The sequence below is a fragment of the Lacinutrix himadriensis genome, assembly GCF_001418105.1.
Lineage (GTDB): Bacteria > Bacteroidota > Bacteroidia > Flavobacteriales > Flavobacteriaceae > Oceanihabitans > Oceanihabitans himadriense.
In genome coordinates, this window is record NZ_LIQI01000022.1 from 72,129 (window position 1) to 96,457 (window position 24,329).

The following is a 24,329-nucleotide window of genomic DNA, read 5'->3' on the forward strand; positions in this document are numbered from 1 at the left end:
ATTATGGGAAAAATAACAGGATTTTTAGAATTTAAGCGTGAAAACGAAAGTTATATAGCGCCAGAAAAACGCATAGAGAATTACAAAGAATTTACGATTCCTTTAAAAGAAGACCACTTAGAAAATCAAGGTGCACGTTGCATGGATTGCGGAATTCCTTTTTGCCATAGTGGTTGTCCGCTTGGGAATTTAATTCCAGATTTTAACGATAAAGTATACAAAGGCAAATGGAAGGAAGCTGCTGAAATTTTACATAAAACCAACAACTTTCCAGAGTTTACTGGAAGATTATGCCCAGCACCTTGTGAAGAAGCTTGTGTATTAGGTATTAATGAAGACCCAGTAACTATAGAAAATATTGAAAAAAACATTGTAGAAACAGCCTTTAAGGAAGGCTGGATTGTTGCACATCCACCAAAAGTTAGAACCGAAAAAACAGTTGCTGTTATTGGTTCTGGACCTGCTGGATTAGCTGCTGCACAACAATTAAATCGCGCAGGACACACCGTTACCGTTTTTGAACGTGACGAAAAAGTTGGTGGTTTATTACGATACGGAATCCCAGATTTTAAAATGGAAAAAACCGTGATTGATAGACGTGTTGCCGTTTTAGAAGAAGAAGGGATTATATTTAAAACCAATGCACATGTTGGTAAAAATATAGATGCTAACAAATTAAAAGACGATTTTGATGCGGTTATTTTATGTGGTGGCGCAACCGTTAGGCGACACATCCCTATTCCTGGAGCAGATTTAAAAGGTGTGACGCAAGCGATGGATTTCCTAAAATTGAATAATCAGTTTGTAGATGGTTTAATAGATTTTAAAGATGTGATTTCCGCGAAAGGAAAAGACGTTATTGTTATTGGTGGTGGAGATACAGGAAGTGATTGTATCGGAACTTCCAATCGTCATCATGCAAAATCGGTTACTAATTTCGAAATCTTAAGCAAACCTTCTATAGGTAGACCAGCAAACCAACCTTGGCCATATTGGCCAATGAAACTAAAAACAACTTCATCGCATCAAGAAGGTGTAGAACGTTTTTTTAGTATTTCTACCAAAGAATTTATTGGAGATAAAAAAGGAAACTTAACCGGATTAAAAACCGTAGAAGTAGAATGGATTTTCACACCTGGAGAAAGACCACAACTTAAAGAAGTACCAAATACCGAAAAAGATTGGAAATGTGATATCGCGTTATTAGCACTTGGATTTACAGGAGCTGAAAAAACACTAGCAGACCAATTTGGATTAAAAATGGATTTTAGAACCAATATTGAAGCTACAACAAAAGATTACAAAACAAATGTTCCTGGTGTTTTTGCTGCTGGAGATATGCGTCGCGGACAATCACTAATTGTTTGGGCAATATCGGAAGGAAGACAAGCAGCCTATCATATAGACACCTATTTAATGGGAGAATCTTGTTTGCCTTTAAAAGATGATAGTGATTTACCTAGAGTGTAACAAATTCCTGCGAAAGCAGAAATCTTTTGATTTAAAAAATAATTAAATGTCACATGGAGCGCAGTCGAAATGCTATTAAAAGCGAAACCTTAAGGTTTTCGACTGCGCTCAAACTGACAATTTCACAGCTAGTATACCCTATTTACTCTGGATATTTACTTCTAATCCTATCCAAACACAAATTACCAATACTACCAACATGCGTATGTTTTTTAGACGTATCTGGTTTGTAAGTTCCGTTTTCCACTTCACCACCAATTTTTTGATATGCTTCTCTAAACGGCATTCCTTCTACAACCAAGGTATTAATATTATCTACTGTAAATAAATATTGGTATTTCGCATCGTTTAAATCAATATGCTTTACAATGACTTGCTGAATGGCATAATTAAAAATATCTAAAAGATCTTTTACATCTTCAATAGCAGCAATAATATTTTCTTTTAAAAGCTGAAAATCTCTATGATAACCACTTGGCAAATTATTGGTAATCAACACCATTTCGGTATGTAAAGCTTGTATTTTATTTGCTTTCCCTCGGATTAATTCAAACACATCTGGATTCTTTTTATGCGGCATAATACTACTTCCGGTAGTAAGTTCATTTGGAAAAGCGATGAAGCCAAAATTCTGACTATTATACACACAAATATCCATTGCAAAACGCGCCAATGTATTACACACACTTCCTAAAGCCAAAGCGATAGTTCGTTCGCTTTTCCCTCTGCTCATTTGCGCAGCAACCACATTATATTTTAAGGTAGCAAAGTTTAATTCTTTAGTCGTTAATTCTCTATCAATAGGAAAAGAACTTCCGTAACCAGCAGCAGAACCTAAGGGATTTTGATCTACCGTTTGCAAGGCTGCGTTTAATAAATACACATCGTCTATTAAAACCTCCGCATAGGCAGAAAACCACAATCCGAAGGAAGATGGCATCGCTACTTGTAAATGTGTATAACCAGGAAGTAAAGCTTCTTTATGCGTTTCCGCCAAACCTAAAAGCGTATCAAAAAACGTTTTTGTTTTCGCGTTAATTTCTTTTAAATTCTCTTTGTAGTACAATTGAAGCGCAACTAAAACTTGATCGTTTCTAGATCGTGCGGTATGGATTTTCTTTCCGACGTCACCTAAGGTTTTAGTCAGTTCATATTCAATTTTAGAATGCACATCTTCAAACGATTCTTCAATAACGAAGGTTCCATTTTCTATGGTTTCCGCAATAGCGTGTAAACCATTTTTAAGTTGTTGTAATTCTTCCGAAGAAATGATTCCAATAGACTCTAACATTATTGCGTGGGCTAAAGACGCTTGCACATCATACTTCGCAATATGCATGTCAATCTCTCTATCGTTTCCAACGGTAAATTGTTCTATTTTCTTATCGATACTAATTCCTTTGTCCCAGAGTTTCATGTTCTTTAGTTTATCTGTTGATTTGTTCTTTGTCACTTCGAGTGATTCTGATTTTTCATCAGAATTGTATCGAGAAGTCTTTTCTTGTTTTCGATACATTTCTGCAAATACAGAAACCTATTTTTTGGATTCCGCATCGAGTGCGGAATGACAGTACGATTAAAGTACTTTTTCTAATAATTCAATATAAATCTTTATGCCTTCTTCAATCTCATGCACGTAAATAAACTCATCGGCAGAATGCGATCTTGTACTATCTCCTGGTCCTAATTTTAATGACGGACAAGTTAAAACCGCTTGATCCGACAAGGTTGGCGAACCATAGGTACTTCTTCCAATTTCTATTCCTGCAATAACTAATGGATGATCAATTGGAATAGAGGATGAATTTAATTTTATACTTCTCGGAATAATACTATCACAAGGCGCTTCCTTTTGTAAAATATCGACAATATCTTGATTGGAATATTTATCGTTTACACGAACATCCACAACCAGTTTTACATCTGCAGGAACTGCATTATGTTGTTTTCCTGCGTTAATTTGAGTAACCGTTAATTTCACTTCCCCTAAAGCTTCCGAGGTTTTATCGAAGGTGTAATTTTTAAACCATTCTAATACCGGAATGGTCTTATAAATCGCATTATCATCGTTTGGATGTGCAGCATGACTCGGGGTTCCTTTTACGATTGCATCAAAAACCACCAAACCTTTTTCGGCAACAGCCAAATTCATTAAAGTAGGCTCACCAACAATAGCGACATCTACTTTTGGAATCACAGACAGCATACTATTCAATCCGTCAGGACCACTACTCTCTTCTTCTGCTGAAGCGACAATCACCAAATTAAAATTCAGGTTTTCTCTGTTATAAAAATACGCAAAGGTCGCCAGCAAACTCACCAAACAACCTCCAGCATCATTGCTACCTAAACCATATAATTTACCATCCTCAACAATCGCTTTAAAAGGATCTTTGGTATAGCCATTATTTGGTTTTACCGTATCGTGATGCGAGTTTAACAATAGCGTTGGTTTGCTATCGTCAAAATGTTTATTCGTTGCCCAAACGTTATGTTTCGTTCTTTTAAAAGGAATATCCTGTTGTACAAACCATTGCTCAATATGCGCGGCTGTTTGATCTTCTTCCGAAGAAAAGGACTGCGTTTCAATGAGTGTTTTTAACAGCTGAATTGCTCTTGTTGTTAGTTTTTCTATCATTTGGTAATGGTTGTGTGTTTATTATTTTTATGGAAAAGCATTTGGGATTTACCAATACAAACTTTTTGTACCTGATGGTTTATCGCATGAAAACAGTTGTTTAATTTGGGAAGCATGCCTTCATAAATAATTCCATTTTCGATTAGTGAGGGATAGCTTTTTGTATTGATATTTTCGATAACAGAATCATCATTATCGACATCCTCTAAAACCCCATTTTTTTCGAAACAGTAATATAATTCCGTGTTATAAATAGACGCAAAACCTATTGCTAATTCGGAAGCAATCGTATCTGCATTGGTATTTAATAATTGTCCGTTTTCATCATGCGTTATCGCACAAAATACAGGAGTCACATTATTATTTAAAAGGATTTCTAAAGTTTCGGTATTTACTTTTACAACATCTCCAGCAAAACCATAATCGATAGGCTCTGATGGTCTTAAACTAGAAACAATCGTGTTTCCATCTGCACCAGAAAACCCTATAGCATTGCAATTATTAGCTTGCAATTGTGCGACTACATTTTTATTTATTTTTCCAGCATACACCATGGTGATAATATCTAAAGTTTCTTGATCGGTGATGCGTCTTCCGTCAATCATTTTAACTTCCACTTGCATTTGTTGTGCTAATTTGGTTGCTAATTTTCCGCCTCCATGCACTAAGATTTTAGGAGAATCTATAGTTGCAAATTCTTTTAGAAACTGTTGCAAAGCATGAGCATCATCGATAATGTTTCCTCCTATTTTTACGACTTTTAGTGTTTTCATTTTATGCTCGCGAAAGCGGGTATCTTTTAGTTATAGACCTACTAGGTTATTAAAACCTCACAGGTTTTATAAATTCTTCAACAAGCTCCGTAAGACATTTAATAACTATTTGTCAGTCTGAGCTTGTCGAAGACTATTTGTTTTACATTTCCTCCAAAATCTCTTTCAAGACTATTTGCGCTGCAAACGTTCTATTATTTGCTTGTTGTATCACCACAGAATTTTCACCATCTAAAACCGCATCTTCTACCACCACATTTCGTCTAACCGGTAAACAATGCATGAATTTTGCGCTTCCTAGTTTGACTTTCGTCATCATCCAATTTTCATCTTGACTTAGCACTTTTCCGTAGTCTTTATAATTACTCCAGTTTTTCACATAAACAAAATCGGCGTCTTTTAAAGCCTCTTCTTGGTTGTGATTTATTGGTGTATTCTTTGTAATTGTTTCACTTAATTCATAACCTTCCGGATGTGTAATCACTAAATCGACGTCCATATTTTGCATCATTTCTACAAAAGAATTCGCAACTGCTTGCGGCAATGCTTTTGGATGTGGCGCCCAAGACAACACCACTTTTGGCTTTGCCTTTTCGGTTAATTCGGTAATCGTAATGGCATCTGCCAAGGCTTGTAAAGGATGTGCTGTTGCACTTTCCATATTTACAATTGGTACTGTTGCGTATTTTATAAAGCTATTCATTACAAATTCACTTTCGTCTTTTTGCTTATCCGTTAAACTTGGAAATGCTCTAACAGCGATAATATCGGCATATTGCGATATTACTTGCGCAGCCTCTTTAATGTGTTCCGACGTATTTGCATTCATAATGGTGCCATCCTCGAATTCTAGATTCCAGGCATCATTCACATTTAGAATCAGAACTTCCATCCCTAAGTTTTTCGCAGCTTTTTCAGTACTTAATCGTGTACGTAGACTCGCATTAAAAAACAGCATCACTAGTGTTTTGTGTTTTCCTAATTCTGAAAACTGAAAAGGATTCATTTTTAATAAAATGGCTTCCTTAATGGTTTCTTGCAAATTAGAAATATCTTTTATGTTGGTATATTTTTTCATATTAACTCCTTTTTTAAAGCCTCAAAAAACAAACCCACATGTTCTTTTTGAATAGTTAAAGGTGGAAGAATTCGCAATAAATTAGGATTCTTTGCGCTTCCTGTAAATATTTTATGATCAAAAATTAGTTTCTTACGAAGGTTGGCAATTGGAAAATCAAATTCCAATCCTAACATTAAACCACGTCCTTTTATGTTTTTAATTGCCGAAATTTCTTTTGCTTTCTCTATAAAATAAGTTGCTATTTCATTTGCATTTTGCATCAGTTTTTCTTCTTCAATCACTTCTAAAACGGTTAAAGAAGCGACACATGCCAAGTGATTTCCACCAAAAGTGGTTCCTAATAAACCAAAGGATGCTTTAATATCTGGATGAATTAAAATCCCGCCAATCGGGAAACCATTCCCCATACCTTTGGCAATAGAAATAATATCTGGAGTCACGTTATATTGTTGAAATGCAAAAAAATCACCAGTTCTTCCAAAACCAGATTGTACCTCATCTGCAATAAAACAAGTATTGTATTTTTTGCATAACGCATCCACACCTTCATAGAATGCAGCAGTACTTTCGTCCAATCCGCCAACACCTTGAATACATTCTATAATTAGAGCGCAAACATCGTTTTTAGCCAGTGCTTTTTCAACACCTTCTAAATCGCCTAATGCTAAAATCTCGACCTCTTGTTGCGCATTAATTGGCGCAATAATCTTCGCATTATCGGTTGCTGCAACTGCTGCAGAGGTACGACCATGAAATCCGTTTTTAAAAGCAACTATCTTTTTCTTTCCGTTATGAAAAGATGCTAACTTTAATGCGTTTTCGTTCGCTTCCGCTCCAGAATTACACAAAAATAATTCGTAGTCTTTACAACCAGATAATTGCTCTAGTTTGTTGGCTAATTGCACTTGTAACGGATTCTGAATCGAATTACTATAAAAACCCAATTTAGCAACTTGCTCTGAAATTGCAGTCACATATTTAGGATGCGAATGTCCGATAGAAATCACAGCATGACCGCCATATAAATCTAAATATTTGGTGTTGTTTTCATCATAAACATAAACATCTTCTGCCTTTACAGGTGTGATATCGAATAATGGATATACGTTAAATAAACTCATACTATTATTGTTTTTCCTGCAAGGTCTTCAAAAACCTTGTAGGTATCATTTTATTTTTAAGCTCAAACCTACAAGGAATTAAAGACCTTGCAGGAGTTTTACATCTGCTCTTTTTTAATGTTACTAATTTTGTTAAACGAAGCAATCATTCCTTGTATTAAAGAAGAACTCAAACCTTTATGTTCCATTTCATTCAAACCTTCAATCGTACAACCTTTTGGCGTGGTTACTCTGTCGATTTCTTCCTCTGGATGATTCCCATTTGTGATTAGTAAACTTGCGGCTCCTTCACTAGTATACATGGCTAATTCTTGTGCTTCTTTGGCATCAAAACCTAACTGAATAGCCGCTTGTGTTGTCGCTCTAATTAAACGCATCCAAAAGGCAACACCACTTGCACATACTACCGTTGCTGCTTGCATCTGACTTTCAGGAATACTCAACGAATGTCCTAATCGGTTAAAAATAGCTTCGGCAATTTTTAGACGTTTTGCACCTTGCTCATTACTACACAAACAGGTCATCGATTTACCTACCGCAATTGCTGTATTTGGCATAGCACGAATGATAAATTTATCTGCTCCAACTATCTCTTCCATCTTAGGAATTAAGAAACCAGTAATGGTTGAAATTAAAACGTGCTTTTCCGTTAAATCATCTTTTATATCCTTTAAAATTCCTTCAAAATGTGCTGGTTGCACAGCAAAAATTAAGATATCGGATTTCGCAACAGCCTCGGCATTATCAGTAGTTAGATACACATTTTTATATCCCTCAAATTCTTGAATGCCTTCTAGATTTCTTTTTGTTAAGTATAAAGTAGTAATCGCATTGTTGGTTATTAATCCTTTTGCGATGGATTTCCCTAAGTTTCCTGTTCCTATAATTGCTATTTTCATGCTTGATCTTTTTGTTTTCATTTCCGCGAAGGCGGAAATCTTTTTAATTAAACTTTCTTTTTACTAATACCTTTCGACTGCGCTCAAGGTGACATATTTATTTGTTTTTTTGGCGTTACCACAAGGGTCGCGCTTTCCGTTATATCTTTTTTGTCTTGTTCTCGATACAAATTTGCTCATGCTTCACAAATTCACTCGAACTGACACCAAAAAAGGATGTCGTTCCAATCGCTAACGCAGCAGCAGTACTTTTAAAAGTAATTCGCCTTCAATTTTAAACCTTCTGTTTCTTCAAAACCGTACATTAAATTCATGTTTTGAATGGCTTGCCCCGAAGCACCTTTTAGTAAATTATCAATGATACTTGTTACCAATAACTTATCTTCATGTTTATGTAAATGAAGAATACACTTATTGGTATTTACCACTTGTTTTAAATGAATCTCATCATCAGAAATCACAGTAAATGCAGCATCTTTATAAAACGCGTTATACAATGCTTTTGCCGCTTCTAAACTTCCATCAAATTTGGTATACATGGTAGCGAAAATTCCTCTAGAAAAATCACCACGATTTGGCATGAAGTTAATCTCAGAACTAAAATCAGATTGCAATATTTTTACCGACTGATTAATCTCACCTAAATGCTGATGTGTAAATGCTTTATAGTGTGAGAAATTATTATCTCGCCACGTAAAATGCGTGGTAGCGGATAAGGACGTCCCTGCTCCTGTTGCTCCTGTAACCGCATTCACATATACATCGTTTTGTAAAACTTCGGCTTTCGCTAAAGGCAACAACGCTAACTGAATCGCGGTTGCAAAACAACCTGGATTCGCTATATAATTCGCTTTCACAATGGCTTCTTTATTCAATTCCGGCAATCCATAAACAAAAGTCTTACCTTCAAAAACGGCATCGTTTGTTAATCTAAAATCATTACTTAAATCAATGATTTTAGTTTCCGCAGAAAAGGTGTTTTTCTCTAAAAACACTTTAGAATTCCCATGACCTAAACACAAAAACAACACATCTACTTTTGGATTAATTGCATTGGTAAATACCAAATCGGTACTACCAATTAAATCTTGGTGTACTTTAGATATTTTGTTGCCAGCATTAGAAGTACTGTAAATAAAATTGATGTTTACTTTGGAATGATTTAACAACAATCTAATTAGTTCTCCTGCCGTGTAACCCGCTCCTCCAATGATTCCTATTTCTAAATTTTTCATATCTATTTCCCACGAAAGTGGGAATCTTTTTAATTCAACTTACTTCAGACCGTCAAGGTTTTAAAAACCAGAAAGGTCCTATTTAGCTATTAACTTGTTGATATATTTTGTTTTGATTCCCTACAATTTTGATAAATCCTTTAGCTTCTTCCGCAGTCCACCCTTTATTTTCTTCACCATAACTTCCAAACTTTGCATTCATTAAATCATGCTTAGAAGAAATTCCGTCTACAGTAAAATGATATGGTTTTAGTGTTACAAAAACATCTCCCGAAACTTTGTCTTGACTACTTTGTAAAAAGGCTTCCATGTCACGCATTACAGGATCTAAATATTGTCCTTCATGCAGATGCATGCCGTAGAAATTAGACATATAATCTTTGTGCTGCAATTGCCATTTGGTCAACGTATGTTTCTCTAATAAATGGTGTGCTTTTATAATCACCAAAGCAGCTGCAGCTTCAAAACCAACACGTCCTTTTATACCTACAATGGTATCTCCTACATGAATATCTCTTCCAATAGCATAGGCAGAAGCTGAGTTGTTTAGTACTTCAATATTGATTTCTGGATTGTTTTTAATTCCGTTTACAGCAACCAATTCTCCTTTTAAAAAAGTTAAGGTTACTTTCTCTTCTTCCGTATGTTTTAATTGCGATGGATAAGCGGTTTCTGGCAATGGTTTTTCAGAAGTCAATGTTTCTTCACCACCAACACTGGTACCCCAAAGTCCTTTATTAACCGAATACTTTGCCTTTTCCCAAGATGCTTCAATACCGTTTTCTTTAAGATAATCAATTTCTTGTTGTCTAGTTAAACTACCATCTCTAATTGGCGTGATGATTTTAATATGTGGTGCTAAGGTTTGAAAAATCATATCAAAACGTACTTGATCATTTCCTGCTCCTGTGCTTCCGTGTGCGATATATTCGGCATCAATACTTTTTGCATATTCAATAATTTCGATGGCTTGAATAATACGTTCTGCACTTACAGATAAAGGATAGGTGTTATTCTTCAATACATTTCCGAATACTAAATACTTAATCACTTTATCATAATACGATGCAATAGCGTCAATGTTTTTATAGGTAGATACGCCCATTTTGTAAGCATTCCCTTCAATGGTTTTTATTTCTTCATCTGAAAAACCACCCGTATTTACGCTTACGGCATGTACATCATATCCTGCTTTACTCAAACTTACTGCGCAATAGGATGTATCTAATCCACCACTATATGCTATGACTAATTTTTTACTCATCTTTCTTTTCTTTTTTAAGGAACATGGATTGCTTAATATTTTTCAATCTGGTCCATACTTTTTTATCGTGATTATTAGCTGCCGATTTTGTTGCTTGCTTTTTTGAAGGATCATATAACATACCTGTACATAAGCACATTTTCTGTTCTGTTCTTGTTAGAACATCAAAATTTTTGCAAGTCTGACAACCATTCCAAAAGGATTGATCATCTGTTAATTCGGAAAACGTAACCGGTTTATACCCTAAATCACTATTCATTTTCATCACCGCTAAACCTGTAGTAATACTAAACACTTTTGCGTCTGGAAACTTGGTTCTAGAATGTTCGAATATTTTCTGTTTAATCTTTTTAGCTAACCCTATATTTCTAAAATCTGGGTGTACAATTAATCCGGAATTGGCTACAAACTTGCCATGTCCCCATTGTTCGATATAGCAAAAACCTGCAAATTTATCGTCCTCTAAAGCGATTACAGCATTACCATTCTCCATTTTAGTAATGACGTATTCTGGTTTTCGTTTTGCAATACCAGTCCCTCTAACTTGGGCCGCATCTGCAATAGTGTTACAAATAATATCTGCGTAGATACTATGTGATTTATTCGCAATAACAATTTCCATTGTAATTGATTTTAAATTATAAATATGATGATTTTGTTTTTCTCTGAAAGTAGAACCGGACTCACCTTAGTTCTATAAATAGAAGTACACCCTAAGGGCGACGACGGAAAATTGGACGTATGTCTAATCTGTTATTATTTCTAATAACTGGATTTAAAAAAGTAAATATTTGTGATGGATTGTTCAAAGTAAAAAAAATAAAAAACGGTTAACTAAATAACTTGAAGTATACGTATTAGCGACGTCGTCTGCGCATTGGCAAACTTATGGGTCTTTCGTTTTTATTTATTGTATTAAACATAATGTAAAGCTATAAATTAATTTGATACGAACTAACAAAACAATCATTTTATCTGAATTATTGCGATATCATTATTTTGAAGCCTAATAATTATACAAATCTCATTATTAGGCTTTACCGCTTTAAAAAATTATAAAATATAATCTGTACTCACAAAATTAGAAGCTCTAGAATCTAACAATTCTTTTAAAATAGCATTGTTATAATCGTTGTCTTTGGAAGCTACAAACGTTCGTATAGAAAAAGAACGTAACGCATCATGCACACTTAACGTTGCAACCGCAGAATCTTTACGTCCTGTAAACGGATATACGTCTGGTCCACGCTGACAAGAACTATTTAAATTAACACGACACACTAAGTTTACTAAGGTATCTATTAAAGGCGCCAAGGTTTTTACATCCTGACCAAACAAACTTACTTGTTGTCCGTAATTGGAAGCAGCCATATCATCCAAAGGCTCTTCAATATCACTAAAAGGTACCACTGGAATTACTGGTCCGAATTGCTCTTCTTGAAATACACGCATGTCTTTTGACACTGGATATAAAACTGTTGGAAAAATATAATTATCGGTAGTTTCTCCTCCTTTTGCATTAATGATTTTTGCTCCTTTTGCAGTAGCATCATCAATCAATTCTTGAATATATGCTGGTTTACCTGGTTCTGGTAATGGTGTTAATTTAGCGCCATCTTCCCAAGGATTACCAAATTTAAGCGCATCTACTTTTGCAGAAAAACGCTTATTGAATTCTTCTACAACATCTTCATGCACATATAACACTTTTAATGCGGTACAACGTTGCCCATTAAAGGAAGTTGCACCTGCAATACATTCGTCTATTGCCAAATCTAAATCGGCATCTTTTAAAACGATTGCTGGGTTTTTAGCTTCTAAACCTAAAACCGAACGTAGTCTATTACTTTTTGGATGCTGATTTTGTAATGCATTTGCCGATTTACTATTTCCTATTAAAGCCAGAACATCGACTTTACCAGATTGCATGATTGGCGTTGCAACGGTTCTTCCTCTTCCATAAATAATATTAACTACACCTTTCGGAAAGCTCGTTTGAAAAGCCTCCAATAAAGGTGAAATTAATAAAACCCCGTGTTTTGCTGGTTTAAAAATGGCTGTATTCCCCATAATTAAAGCAGGAATTAACAAGGCAAACGTTTCATTTAAAGGATAATTATATGGTCCTAAACACAAAACTACACCTAAAGGTCCACGACGAATATGCGCATTGACACCTGCATTTTTTTCAAACTTCGCGCTATCTCGATCCATTTGTTTATAATCTTCAATAGTATCGTAAATGTATTCTACGGTTCTATCAAATTCCTTTTGAGAATCTGGTAAGTTTTTACCAATCTCCCACATTAATAATTTCACAATTTCTTCTCGCTTGGTTTTCATTTGAGCGACAAACTTTTCCATGCAAGCAATACGATCTACCACTTTCATGGTTGGCCATAAACCCTGTCCTTTATTATACGCAACGCAAGCTGCATCTAGAGCTCCCAAGGCTTCTTTTTCGCCTAAAGTTGGAATACTCCCTAGTAAAGTAGGTTTGTAATCTTCTGAGGAAGAAATGGTAGAAAACACCTGTGATGTTTCCCCTTTCCATGGTTTCAATTCTCCTGCTACTAAATAGGTTTTTTGGTTTAAAACTTCTTGTATTTGATACGCTTTTGGAATGCTCATTATGTGTTTTTATTTAAACTAAGAATTGAAATAAATCTGGTTTATCATTTAGGTAATCTCCATAAAAATTATGAAGTTTCATTTTGGTAATTAAAGGCTCTAAATCGGAAGGTGATTTTAGCTCCAATCCTACCACAGCGACATCATTTTCACGGTTTGCTTTTTTGGTGTATTCAAAATGGGTAATATCATCGTTTGGACCAAGAATGTCTACTACAAAATCTCTTAAAGCTCCCGAACGTTGCGGAAACTTCACAATAAAATAATGTTTTAGATTGGCGTACAATAATGCACGTTCCTTGATTTCGGCAGTACGTGTGATATCGTTATTACTTCCGCTAATTACGCAGACTACATTTTTTCCTTTTATTTCTTCGGAAAACTGCTCTAAAGCAGAAAGACTTAAAGCCCCTGCAGGTTCTACAATAATAGCATCTTTATTATATAAATCTAAAATGGTTTGACACACTTTACCTTCATCTACGGTAACCACGCGATGCAAGGTTTCTTTACATATTGCAAAATTTAAATCACCAACACGTTTCACCGCTGCACCATCGACAAAACTATCGATAGTCTTTAATTCGGTATTTCTATTATTTCTAATAGAAGTTAACATTGCTGGCGCACCTTTTGGCTCTACACTAATAATTTTTGTTTGCGGAGATAGAATTTTAAAAACAGAAGATAAGCCTGCTGCTAATCCGCCACCACCAACCGGTACAAAAACATAATGAATTGGATGCTCTTTGGCTTGATCAATAATTTCTAAACCAACCGTTGCCTGACCTTCAATCACTTTTTCATCATTAAAAGGATGAATAAAAGTTTTATTCAATGCTTCGCATTGTTTCATTGCTGCATGATAAGCATCGTCAAAAGTATCGCCAACTAAAACAACATCTACATAGTCTTCTCCAAACATTTTAACCTGTTCCACCTTTTGATTTGGTGTAGGAGAAGGCATAAATATGGTTCCTTTAATCTTCAGAAGTTTACACGAAATAGCCACACCTTGTGCATGATTTCCGGCACTTGCACATACAATTTCATTCTCTATTTGCGTAGCACTCAAAGAAGAGATTTTATTATAAGACCCACGAATTTTGTACGAGCGTACTTCTTGTAAATCCTCTCTTTTAAAAAATATATTAGCTCCGAAATGCTTAGAATAACGTGCGTTTTTAATTAAAGGTGTCACTGTTGCGATGCCTTTTAATTTTATAGCAGCAGCTTCTATAGCTTCTAGAGTTGGTCTGTATGTTGTTTTGGTTTCTTCCATGTTTACTTCCCACGAGCGTGGGAATCTTATTTTTTAATACCCACAAGGTTTTTGAAACCTTGCAGGATATTTATCTCTTTCTTATGCTAAAACAGAATCTTCCGTTTTTACATCTGATTTTATTATTTTCATTGCAGTCATTGCCGCTCTTAAACGTTTTCCAACTGCTTCGATTGGATGATTTCTAATCGCATCATTCACTGCAATTAATTCAATATTATCCACTCCTGTTGTTGCAGAAAATGCTTTTCCAATAATATCGGTATCTACCGTTTTCATGAAGTCTGTTAATAACGGTTTACATGCATGGTCAAATAAATAACAGCCATATTCTGCAGTATCTGAAATTACTCGGTTCATTTCAAATAATTTCTTTCTAGCGATGGTGTTTGCTATTAATGGTAATTCGTGTAACGATTCGTAGTACGCAGAATCTGCAATAATTCCTGCACTTACCATGGTTTCGTAAGCTAATTCTACACCTGATTTTACAAATGCTACTAATAACGTACCATGATCAAAATATTCTTGTTCCGAAATATGATCTGGTGTTAATACTGTTTTTTCAAAAGCAGTTTCACCTGTTGCAGCTCTCCATTTTAAAAGGTTTACATCATCATTTGCCCAATCTTCCATCATGGTTTTTGAGAAATGACCAGAAATAATATCGTCCATATGCTTTTCAAATAGCGGACGCATAATATCTTTTAATTCTTCCGATAATTGGTATGCTTTTATTTTTGCTGGATTCGATAAACGATCCATCATGTTGGTAATTCCACCATGCTTTAAAGCTTCAGTAATGGTTTCCCAACCAAACTGAATTAATTTCCCAGCATAACCAGGCTCTACACCTTCTGCTACCATTTTATCAAACGATAAAATCGCACCTGTTTGCAACAAACCACATAAAATAGTTTGCTCTCCCATTAAATCACTTTTCACTTCCGCAATAAAAGACGATTGTAATACTCCTGCACGATGACCACCAGTTGCAGCAGCATACGCTTTTGCTTGTGCCCAACCTTTATTTTCTGGATCATTTTCTGGGTGCACAGCAATTAATGTTGGCACACCAAAACCACGTTTATATTCTTCTCTCACCTCTGTACCTGGACACTTTGGAGCGACCATAATAACCGTGATATCTTCTCTTACTTCTGTACCTTCTTCTACAATATTAAATCCGTGAGAATAGCTTAATGTTGCTCCTTTTTTCATTAAAGGCATTATCGCTTTTACCACGTTGGTATGTTGCTTATCTGGTGTTAAGTTTAAAACTAAATCGGCAGTCGGAATTAACTCTTGGTACGTCCCTACTGTAAACCCGTTACCTGATGCATTTTTAAAAGAATCTCTTTGCTCATCAATTGCAACTTGTCTTAAGGCGTAGGAAATATCTAAACCAGAATCTCTCATGTTTAATCCTTGGTTTAATCCTTGTGCTCCACAACCAACAATTACAATCTTCTTTCCTTTCAATGCATTTACACCATCTTCAAACTCTGAAGCATCCATGAATCTACATTTACCTAATTGATCTAATTGATTTCTTAATGATAATGTGTTAAAGTAATTTGACATTGTTTTTGTTTTTTGAGAAAATAGAAGAAAGAAAAAAGATAAAAGACACCATCAAAATGCATCCTTACGTTTTCTATTTTCTTTAGTCTACTCTCTAATTTCTTTTTAGTTTTAATGTTGGAATGCTTGTAGCATTGTTGATATTTTCATTTCGTCTTTAGTAACTGCAATGCGTCCTGAACGCGTAAATTGCATGATCCCAAAAACACTTAATTCTCTATGTAATAATTCGATTTCTTCTTTACGACCTGATTTTTCAATCACAAAGAAGTCGCGATTTACGGTTACAATTCTTGCGTTGCTTTCTTTAATGATATTCTGAATTTGGCGTTCATCAAACAATAAACCCGATCTCATTTTAAAGATGCAAGACTCTTGATAAATAATGTCGTCTTCGGTATGGTAATATGCTTTAATAACCTCGACTTGTTTTTCTATCTGACCAATAATTTTTTTGATATTATCTTCAGACATATTTACTACAATAGTAAATCTAGAAACGCCATCAATTTCTGAAGGAGACGTATTTAAACTCTCTATATTTATATGTCTTCTTTGGAATATTGCTGAAATTCTATTCAACAATCCTATATTGTTTTCCGTATAAATGGAAACTGTAAATAATTGTTTTTCTGTACTCATTCTTTATAGATATTAGAAAAAAGACACTAGAAAATAGACCTGTACTCGATTATATGTGATTTTATCCACATTGTCTTTATTCTTGTTTCTTTGCTCTGTTTTCCTTTTAATTTACTCTAATCTTACTTCGGAAACGGACGCTCCTGTTGGTATCATAGGAAATACATTTCCTTCTTTCTCTACACAAACCTCTAAAAAATAAGGTCCGTCTGTGTTTATCATTTTTGCTACTGCATCCTTAAGCTCTTCGCGTTTTGTTACTTTTTGAGCTTCTATAGAATAACCTTTTGCAATAGCAACAAAATCTGGGTTTGTCATTTCAGTAGACGCATATCGCTTTTCAAAAAACAATTGTTGCCACTGTCTAACCATACCTAAAAACTCATTGTTTAATACTACAATTTTAACGGGTACTTTTTGCTGAAAAATGGTTCCTAATTCTTGAATAGTCATTTGGTAACCACCATCCCCAGAAATTGAAATCACTTCACGATCTGGAGCTGCCATTTTTGCTCCAATTGCAGCAGGAAGACCAAAGCCCATAGTACCTAATCCACCAGACGTAATATTACTTCTCGTTTTGTTGAAATTAGCATAACGACAAGCGATCATTTGGTGCTGACCAACATCACTAACAATAGCAGCATCCCCTTTGGTTTGGATATTAATTTCTTTTAACACCTCGGCCATGGTTAATCCTTCCTTGGTAGGATGTAAATCGTCTTTTATTACTTTTTCATATTCAATAGCATATAAATCCTTGAATTTTTGATGCCATTCTGGATGTGTTTTCTCTTCTAAAAGCGGTAATAAGGCTGCTAAACTTTCTTTTGCATCCCCTAAAACTGCTACATCTGTTTTTACGTTTTTATCTATTTCGGCTGGATCAATTTCAAAATGAATCACTTTTGCCTGTTTTGCATATGTCGATAAACTTCCTGTTACACGATCGTCAAAACGCATACCGATGGCAATTAAAACATCACAATCATTGGTTAAAACATTTGGCGCATAATTACCATGCATACCAACCATACCAATATTTAAAGGATGCGACGTTGGAATAGCTCCTGCGCCTAAAATAGTCCAAGCTGAAGGTATTCCCGCTTTTTCCACTACTGCTTTAAATTGCGCTTCTGCCTGACCTAAAGAAACACCTTGTCCCCAAACTATCATTGGTTTTTTAGCTGCATTAATCAATTTTGCCGCAGCTGCAACCGAAGTTGGATCTAATTTTGGAATCGGATTATAACTTCTTACCCCCTTACATTTTTCATATTTAAAATCGAATTCTTCAAACTGCGCATCTTTAGTAATATCTACTAAAACAGGACCTGGACGACCACTTTTTGCAATATAAAAAGCCTTAGCCATCGCTTCCGGAATTTGTGAAGCTTTGGTTACTTGGCAATTCCATTTGGTAACTGGCGTTGAAATACCAACAATATCTGTTTCTTGAAACGCATCACTACCTAACAAATGAGAAGATACTTGACCTGTAATACAAACCATTGGTGTACTATCTATTTGCGCATCTGCAATTCCTGTAATTAAATTTGTTGCTCCAGGTCCTGAAGTTGCAATTGCGACTCCTACTTCTCCTGAAATTCTTGCATAGCCTTGTGCAGCGTGTGTTGCTCCTTGTTCGTGGCGCGCTAATACGTGGTGAATTTTATCTTGGAATTTATATAATTCATCATAAACCGGCATAATAGCTCCGCCAGGATAGCCATAAAGCACTTTTACACCTTCTTCTAAAAGACATCTTACCACAGCTTCGCTTCCGGAGATGCGCTCTGTTGTTTGCGTGTTGATAGCTTCTTTTTTTATTGTTTTTGTATCCATATTAATCTTGTTAGGATTATTATATTTTTCTATACTGAGACTCTTCGACAAGCTCAGCGTGACATCTTGTTTTCAATTGTGTTCTATCTAAAACTCATCTGTTACACACCCTTTGGATGCAGACGAAACTGTTTTGGCATATTTATAAAGAACACCACGCTCAAACTTTAAAGCTGGTGCTTTCCATGTTTTTCTTCTTTCTTGTAATTCTTCTTCCGAAACCTCTAGAACTATAGAATTTGTTTCTGCGTCTATTGTAATAATGTCTCCATCTTTTACAAGTGCTAGATTTCCTCCTTCTTGTGCTTCTGGTGTAATATGACCAACTACAAAACCGTGTGTTCCTCCAGAGAAACGACCATCTGTAATTAATGCTACATCTTTACCTAAACCTGCTCCCATAATTGCAGCAGTTGGTTTTAGCATTTCTGGCATTCCTGGCCCTCCTTTTGGTCCTTCATAACGAATGACGACCACATCTCCTTTACCTACTAATCCGTCTCTTATTCCATCATTGGCTGCATATTCTCCTTCAAACACTTTTGCTTTTCCTTGAAATTTCAAACCTTCTTTTCCAGTAATTTTAGCTACACTACCTTCGGTTGCTAAGTTTCCATAAAGCATACGTAAGTGTCCAGAAATTTTTATCGGGTTTTCTATTGGCTTAATAACTTCTTGACCTTCCTTTAAATCTGGAACATCTAATAAATTTTCGGCAATTGTTCTTCCAGTAACAGTTAAACAGTCGCCATGAATTAATCCTTTTTTCAGAAGGTATTTTAATACTGCAGGAATTCCGCCAACCGCGTGAACGTCTTCCATTAAATATTTTCCGCTAGGTTTTAAATCTGCTAAAAACGGCGTAGTATCACTTATTTTTTGAAAATCTTTAAGCGTAAAATCTATTTGTGCTGCTCGTGCAATGGCTAAAAAGTGTAACACGGCATTGGTAGAACCTCCTAAAATAGTAACTAGTCTTACTGCGTTTTCTAAGGATTTACGCGTAATAATATCACTAGGTTTTATATCTTTTTCTAATAACAATCGTAAAGCTTCACCCGCTTTTACCGACTCTTCTTTTTTAGCATCACTTAATGCTGGGTTTGAAGAATTAAAAGGCAAGGCCATTCCTAAAGCTTCAATAGCAGAAGCCATCGTATTTGCAGTATACATTCCCCCACAAGCTCCAGCTCCCGGACATGCTTTTTCTACAATACTTTGGTATTCGGCTTCTTCCATAGTACCAGCAACTTTGCTTCCCCAAGCTTCAAAAGCAGAAACGACATCCAATTTTTTTCCGTTATGGCAACCAGAATCAATGGTTCCTCCATACACTAATATAGACGGACGATCTAAACGAATCATAGCCATTAAAGCACCAGGCATGTTTTTATCACAACCTACAACGGTAATCAAACCATCATAACTCATTGCTTGCACAACGGTTTCCATAGAATCTGCAATAATATCACGAGATGGTAAGGAGTAACGCATTCCTGGAGTTCCCATAGAAATACCATCACTAACACCAATCGTATTAAAAATTAGACCTATAACATCTTCGTTTTTGGTTCCTTTTTTAACCAGTTTTGCAAGATCATTTAAGTGCATATTACAAGGATTACCCTCATAACCAGTACTTGCGATACCTACAATAGGTTTAAAAAAATCTTCTTTTGTTAACCCAATAGCGTGCAACATTGCTTGTGCAGCTGGTTGTGTTGGGTCTTGTGTAACTGTTTTACTGTATTTGTTTAATTGACTCATATGGTAATGCAAATTGTATTTGCTAGAACTAAATTAAAGTTTTAGCTGACTATTTATAATAGCATTCGTTTTATCTAGCTAAATCCAATAGTAAAAATTAATACTTAATTTATTGACTACTAGGTGTTTGCGCTTATTTAAATATGACACTCAAATGGTTGAATTTTTTATTATTAGGTGCTGTATTTGATTATGCTTTCTTATTTAAAAGAAATTATATTTCACCAAGCTTTTGGATCTTATGTTACATCGTATTTTCATTTGTCTTTTATGCATAAAAAAAGCATTCCGATTATGGAAGGCTTAAAATATATTTTTAGGTATCATTATTTATAGCATTCCGTGGCCTCGTGAAATAATCACGATGCGAATAATGGAAATACTATTTACTAATTGTTTTTTTATTGGATGGTATACATGTATAAAACCCTATTCAATATCTTAACATTTATTTTAAAAAGATAGGATTTACTTGCCTTATTTTTTTAGCTTGTTACTCTAATGAGCTATTTAATATCTTTTGAAAAGTGCTTAAACCAATTCCCGATTTGAATGTAAAACCACTTTTTACTAATGCAAACTCTATAGCACTTAAAGTGCTAATCATATCGCTTGAAGTAACGGCTCCCATGTGCCCTACTCTAAAATATTTCGTTTTTATTTCTGGTAACAATCCGCCAGCGACAATAACATCTAGTTTTGACAAATGTTTTAAAAACGAAGCCATCTCTACGCCTTCTGGATAATAAACTGCTGTTAGTGTATTTGCTGCATCTTCTTTTTTTATCGGCAGTATTTTTAATCCGATAGCTGCTATTGCTTCCCGAAAAGCACCTGCTAATTGTTTGTGTTTTTGGATTCTTGTAGCAATGCCTTCTTCATTAATGATACGCAAACTAGTTTCTAAAGCCATTATTAAATTTACTGGCGGTGTACCAAAATAAGAAGGTTTTCTTTCTTGGTATGCTTTCATAATTGGCAACCAATTTTTCCAATCCGCATAATAATTGGATACTAGTGTTTTTCTATCTTCCCAGGTCTGGATTGCTTTTTCGGAAGCTACCAACAATGCCAATCCAGGCGGCACACCAACTGCTTTTTGAGATGCTGTTAACACCACATCGATTCCCCATTCTTCTTGTTTTATTTCTTCACCAGCAACAGAGCAAACACCATCTAAAACACTTAATGCGTTATACTTTTTTGCTAGAGCGGCAATTTCTTTAGAATGCACCAAGACTCCTGTAGACGTATCTACATGGGTCATGGTTACCACTTTATATGCTTTATTTTTTAATGCATTTTCTATGGTTTCTAAACTAGGAACCTCTCCAACAGGAGCCTCTAAAATAGTCACATTTACTTGATAGCGTTCTAAAATATCTTTATAACGTGTACCAAAATAACCTGTAGAAATCACTAGTGCATTATCACCAGCTTCCACTAAATTAGCAACTGCCATATCCATAGCCAACGTGCCACTTCCCGCGACAACAAAAGGCTGTCCTGCTGGCGCCAACCAAATCTTTTTCATTAGATCTAATGCATTACCAAAACTATGAATAAAACTAGGTGCTACATGACTTGTTGTAACGGCACTCATTGCCCTTAAAACTTCTGGTTCGAATTCTATTGGTCCTGGAATCATTAAAAGTTTTCTTCCTTTCATTTCTTTTTTAATTAGGTATCTATTTAATCTATGTCCTAAATTAGTGTATTGTGTGCTCTTATTTTTACACTTCCTTGACTTAGGACTAAACTCACACCTAGCAACACACAATCAACCAATTGACAACCAATCAATTAAACACGAACACGCATGATGTTCAAATCCCGAAAATCAATAAAAAAAGCTTCTATTTTCATTTCAAGATACACCGATACATGGAGTAATAGATTGGTACACTAGACAATATAAATTAAAAAATCTTTAAAAAAGGTTAAATTGGTATGCGTTCCGTTTTATTTTTCTACTTTTGCGGTATTAAAATTAAGAGGAAAAATTTGTCTGATTGCAACCTCTTCAAACGAATTAAGGTCTCTTGAACAAGATTCCGAATCCAGTTTGAAATAAAATGCTAAAGCAGTAAGTTATTCACTTCTCTAGCGACCAAGCAATCCAACAAATTTGTAATTAAACTATAATTAAAAAATTTAGGATTTATGCCATATTTATTTACTTCAGAAAGTGTATCAGAAGGACATCCAGATAAAGTAGCAGACCAAATAAGTGATGCTTTAATCGATCATTTTTTAGCCTTTGATTCCGAATCAAAAGTTGCATGTGAAACCTTAGTAACTACAGGTCAAGTTGTACTTGCTGGTGAAGTAAAATCGAACACCTATTTAGACGTACAAAAAATTGCTCGTGATACCATCAACAAGATTGGTTACACGAAAAGCGAATATATGTTTGACGGAAATTCTTGCGGTGTTTTCTCTGCAATACACGAACAATCGGAAGACATTAGTCGTGGTGTAGATAGAGCTAGCAAAGAAGAGCAAGGAGCAGGAGATCAAGGAATGATGTTTGGTTACGCAACCAATGAAACCGAAAACTATATGCCTTTGGCTTTAGACCTTTCGCATAAAATTTTAATTGAGCTTGCTGCTTTACGAAGAGAAAACAAAGACATTAGCTATTTAAGACCAGATTCTAAAAGTCAGGTAACTATTGAATATAGTGATGATAATGTACCACAACGTATTGACGCTATTGTAGTTTCTACACAGCATGATGATTTTGATGCCGATGACGATACGATGTTAGCGAAAATTAGAAAAGATATTGTAGATATATTAATCCCTAGAGTGGTTGCAAAATTACCTGAGAATTTACAAGCGCTTTTTAATGACGATATCAAATACCATATTAACCCAACAGGGAAGTTTGTAATTGGTGGACCTCATGGAGATACCGGACTTACAGGAAGAAAAATTATTGTAGATACGTACGGAGGAAAAGGTGCACATGGTGGTGGTGCTTTTTCAGGAAAAGATCCAAGTAAAGTAGACAGAAGTGCTGCCTATGCTACAAGACATATTGCTAAAAATCTAGTTGCTGCAGGAATTTGTGACGAAGTTTTAGTACAAGTAAGTTATGCTATTGGTGTTGTAGAACCAATGGGAATTTTTGTAGATACGTACGGAACTTGTCCGTTTAATATGACCGACGGTGAAATAGCTAAAAAGATTTCTGAAATTTTTGACATGCGTCCATCTGCTATTGAAACTCGTTTAAAATTAAGAAACCCAATCTATAGCGAAACAGCTGCTTACGGACATATGGGAAGAATTAGTGAAACGGTAACCAAAACTTTTTCGCAACCAAATGGAGATGATTTAACGGTAGACGTGGAATTGTTTACTTGGGAAAAATTAGACTACGTAGATAAAGTAAAAGCTGCCTTTGGGTTGTAATAACTACTAACATACCATTTTTAAAACCGTTACTATTTTTAGTAACGGTTTTTTTATTGCCAAACCCCAGACACTTTGTTTTGTAAACAATTAAATAACAAAGACATAGCAATCGTTACTTTTTGGCGAAAAAAAATATTCATAAATTTTAAAAAAAGAGCAAAAAATATAGTTGTAAAACAGTAAAACTTAAATATATTTGCACTCGCCCGGGGAGATACTCAAGCGGCCAACGAGGACAGACTGTAACTCTGTTGTTTTTAACTTCGTAGGTTCGAATCCTACTCTCCCCACTTTAACTCAAAAAGTTTGCATGTAAATGCAGACTTTTTTGTTTTTAGGAAAAGCCAAAATTCATTTTAAGCTTTGGATCAAAACAAAAAAGGCAATGCGCTAGCAGTGTACCTTTTTATTTTCACGAAGTGGCATGTTAGGATATCTAATCCTACTCTCCCCACATTTATACTAAAGCCTTCTTAAATTTAAGAAGGCTTTTTTGTTTCTAAAAAACAGCTACATTCCTTCCTACTCTTATCCTTTAATCACGAACAAAAAATACTTTTACTAATTAAAAATCAGGTGTTTACACGCTAAAATACTTTTTGAAGTTATTGTATTTTTAAACATTGAAATGTTCCATTTTATAAAGCCACGTATTATAAAAAACATAACATATT

Annotated in this window: 18 protein-coding genes and 1 tRNA gene; 3 read left to right on the forward strand and 16 right to left on the reverse strand. The window is 35.1% G+C overall.

All coding sequences use genetic code 11. The features are described from left to right. Positions 1-3: 3 nt before the first annotated feature. Positions 4-1,470: a glutamate synthase subunit beta gene (locus AMD28_RS08050; RefSeq protein WP_055443638.1), complete on the forward strand. Its 1,467-nt coding sequence runs from the start codon at positions 4-6 to the stop codon at positions 1,468-1,470. Between the two features lie 142 nt (positions 1,471-1,612). Here AMD28_RS08050 and argH read toward each other — a convergent pair whose 3' ends face one another. The 16 genes from argH to AMD28_RS08130 form a co-directional block, all read right to left on the reverse strand. Next, positions 1,613-2,887 (reverse strand): argininosuccinate lyase, encoded by a 1,275-nt coding sequence (gene argH, locus AMD28_RS08055; protein ID WP_055444337.1) that lies wholly within the window; start codon positions 2,885-2,887, stop codon positions 1,613-1,615. Between the two features lie 159 nt (positions 2,888-3,046). Further along, positions 3,047-4,108: a M20 family metallo-hydrolase gene (locus AMD28_RS08060; RefSeq protein ID WP_055443639.1), complete on the reverse strand. Its 1,062-nt coding sequence runs from the start codon at positions 4,106-4,108 to the stop codon at positions 3,047-3,049. Continuing rightward, complete coding sequence (gene argB, locus AMD28_RS08065) at positions 4,105-4,881, reverse strand: acetylglutamate kinase (protein WP_055443640.1); 777 nt, start codon at positions 4,879-4,881, stop codon at positions 4,105-4,107. The genes AMD28_RS08060 and argB overlap by 4 nt, the downstream gene beginning before the upstream one ends. A 142-nt stretch (positions 4,882-5,023) precedes the next feature. Next, positions 5,024-5,959 (reverse strand): Rossmann-fold NAD(P)-binding domain-containing protein, encoded by a 936-nt coding sequence (locus AMD28_RS08070; RefSeq protein WP_055443641.1) that lies wholly within the window; start codon positions 5,957-5,959, stop codon positions 5,024-5,026. Beyond that, a complete protein-coding gene (locus tag AMD28_RS08075; RefSeq protein WP_055443642.1) occupies positions 5,956-7,083 on the reverse strand; it encodes an aspartate aminotransferase family protein in 1,128 nt (375 codons plus the stop codon). Before AMD28_RS08075 ends, AMD28_RS08070 begins: the two co-directional genes overlap by 4 nt. Before the next feature lie 98 nt (positions 7,084-7,181). Then, positions 7,182-7,982 carry a pyrroline-5-carboxylate reductase gene (proC, locus tag AMD28_RS08080; protein ID WP_055443643.1) on the reverse strand — a complete coding sequence of 267 codons (801 nt, stop codon included), beginning with the start codon at positions 7,980-7,982 and terminating at the stop codon, positions 7,182-7,184. Positions 7,983-8,233: 251 nt separating this feature from the next. Further along, a complete protein-coding gene (gene argC, locus AMD28_RS08085) occupies positions 8,234-9,217 on the reverse strand; it encodes an N-acetyl-gamma-glutamyl-phosphate reductase (protein WP_055443644.1) in 984 nt (327 codons plus the stop codon). A gap of 82 nt (positions 9,218-9,299) precedes the next feature. Further along, positions 9,300-10,481: an argininosuccinate synthase gene (locus AMD28_RS08090; RefSeq protein WP_055443645.1), complete on the reverse strand. Its 1,182-nt coding sequence runs from the start codon at positions 10,479-10,481 to the stop codon at positions 9,300-9,302. Beyond that, complete coding sequence (locus AMD28_RS08095; protein ID WP_055443646.1) at positions 10,474-11,103, reverse strand: GNAT family N-acetyltransferase; 630 nt, start codon at positions 11,101-11,103, stop codon at positions 10,474-10,476. The genes AMD28_RS08090 and AMD28_RS08095 overlap by 8 nt, the downstream gene beginning before the upstream one ends. A 431-nt stretch (positions 11,104-11,534) precedes the next feature. After that, a complete protein-coding gene (locus tag AMD28_RS08100) occupies positions 11,535-13,112 on the reverse strand; it encodes an NADP-dependent glyceraldehyde-3-phosphate dehydrogenase (protein WP_055443647.1) in 1,578 nt (525 codons plus the stop codon). Between the two features lie 13 nt (positions 13,113-13,125). Further along, complete coding sequence (ilvA, locus tag AMD28_RS08105; protein ID WP_055443648.1) at positions 13,126-14,394, reverse strand: threonine ammonia-lyase; 1,269 nt, start codon at positions 14,392-14,394, stop codon at positions 13,126-13,128. A gap of 81 nt (positions 14,395-14,475) precedes the next feature. Next, positions 14,476-15,978 (reverse strand): ketol-acid reductoisomerase, encoded by a 1,503-nt coding sequence (gene ilvC / locus AMD28_RS08110; protein ID WP_055443649.1) that lies wholly within the window; start codon positions 15,976-15,978, stop codon positions 14,476-14,478. A gap of 111 nt (positions 15,979-16,089) precedes the next feature. Continuing rightward, positions 16,090-16,620, reverse strand: a complete 531-nt coding sequence (gene ilvN / locus AMD28_RS08115; protein ID WP_055443650.1) for an acetolactate synthase small subunit — start codon at positions 16,618-16,620, stop codon at positions 16,090-16,092. A 111-nt stretch (positions 16,621-16,731) separates the two neighbouring features. Then, positions 16,732-18,465: a biosynthetic-type acetolactate synthase large subunit gene (gene ilvB / locus AMD28_RS08120; protein ID WP_055443651.1), complete on the reverse strand. Its 1,734-nt coding sequence runs from the start codon at positions 18,463-18,465 to the stop codon at positions 16,732-16,734. Between the two features lie 87 nt (positions 18,466-18,552). Then, positions 18,553-20,232, reverse strand: coding sequence for a dihydroxy-acid dehydratase (ilvD, locus tag AMD28_RS08125; protein WP_055443652.1), 1,680 nt, complete (start codon positions 20,230-20,232; stop codon positions 18,553-18,555). 493 nt (positions 20,233-20,725) lie between these two features. Beyond that, positions 20,726-21,901: a pyridoxal-phosphate-dependent aminotransferase family protein gene (locus tag AMD28_RS08130; RefSeq protein ID WP_055443653.1), complete on the reverse strand. Its 1,176-nt coding sequence runs from the start codon at positions 21,899-21,901 to the stop codon at positions 20,726-20,728. Positions 21,902-22,395: 494 nt separating this feature from the next. Between AMD28_RS08130 and metK the strand changes: the two genes are divergently transcribed. Beyond that, on the forward strand, positions 22,396-23,652 hold the full coding sequence (metK, locus tag AMD28_RS08135) for a methionine adenosyltransferase (RefSeq protein ID WP_055443654.1): 1,257 nt from the start codon (positions 22,396-22,398) through the stop codon (positions 23,650-23,652). A 211-nt stretch (positions 23,653-23,863) separates the two neighbouring features. Then, positions 23,864-23,945: transfer RNA gene (locus AMD28_RS08140), tRNA-Tyr, on the forward strand. Positions 23,946-24,329 lie beyond the last annotated feature (384 nt).

Bases quoted from the DNA above. Each gene is read 5' to 3' on its own strand.
- AMD28_RS08050 (WP_055443638.1), top strand. From the start codon at position 4: ATGGGAAAAATAACAGGATTTTTAGAATTTAAGCGTGAAAACGAAAGT.
- argH (WP_055444337.1), bottom strand. From the start codon at position 2,887: ATGAAACTCTGGGACAAAGGAATTAGTATCGATAAGAAAATAGAACAA.
- AMD28_RS08060 (WP_055443639.1), bottom strand. From the start codon at position 4,108: ATGATAGAAAAACTAACAACAAGAGCAATTCAGCTGTTAAAAACACTC.
- argB (WP_055443640.1), bottom strand. From the start codon at position 4,881: ATGAAAACACTAAAAGTCGTAAAAATAGGAGGAAACATTATCGATGAT.
- AMD28_RS08070 (WP_055443641.1), bottom strand. From the start codon at position 5,959: ATGAAAAAATATACCAACATAAAAGATATTTCTAATTTGCAAGAAACC.
- AMD28_RS08075 (WP_055443642.1), bottom strand. From the start codon at position 7,083: ATGAGTTTATTTAACGTATATCCATTATTCGATATCACACCTGTAAAG.
- proC (WP_055443643.1), bottom strand. From the start codon at position 7,982: ATGAAAATAGCAATTATAGGAACAGGAAACTTAGGGAAATCCATCGCA.
- argC (WP_055443644.1), bottom strand. From the start codon at position 9,217: ATGAAAAATTTAGAAATAGGAATCATTGGAGGAGCGGGTTACACGGCA.
- AMD28_RS08090 (WP_055443645.1), bottom strand. From the start codon at position 10,481: ATGAGTAAAAAATTAGTCATAGCATATAGTGGTGGATTAGATACATCC.
- AMD28_RS08095 (WP_055443646.1), bottom strand. From the start codon at position 11,103: ATGGAAATTGTTATTGCGAATAAATCACATAGTATCTACGCAGATATT.
- AMD28_RS08100 (WP_055443647.1), bottom strand. From the start codon at position 13,112: ATGAGCATTCCAAAAGCGTATCAAATACAAGAAGTTTTAAACCAAAAA.
- ilvA (WP_055443648.1), bottom strand. From the start codon at position 14,394: ATGGAAGAAACCAAAACAACATACAGACCAACTCTAGAAGCTATAGAA.
- ilvC (WP_055443649.1), bottom strand. From the start codon at position 15,978: ATGTCAAATTACTTTAACACATTATCATTAAGAAATCAATTAGATCAA.
- ilvN (WP_055443650.1), bottom strand. From the start codon at position 16,620: ATGAGTACAGAAAAACAATTATTTACAGTTTCCATTTATACGGAAAAC.
- ilvB (WP_055443651.1), bottom strand. From the start codon at position 18,465: ATGGATACAAAAACAATAAAAAAAGAAGCTATCAACACGCAAACAACA.
- ilvD (WP_055443652.1), bottom strand. From the start codon at position 20,232: ATGAGTCAATTAAACAAATACAGTAAAACAGTTACACAAGACCCAACA.
- AMD28_RS08130 (WP_055443653.1), bottom strand. From the start codon at position 21,901: ATGAAAGGAAGAAAACTTTTAATGATTCCAGGACCAATAGAATTCGAA.
- metK (WP_055443654.1), top strand. From the start codon at position 22,396: ATGCCATATTTATTTACTTCAGAAAGTGTATCAGAAGGACATCCAGAT.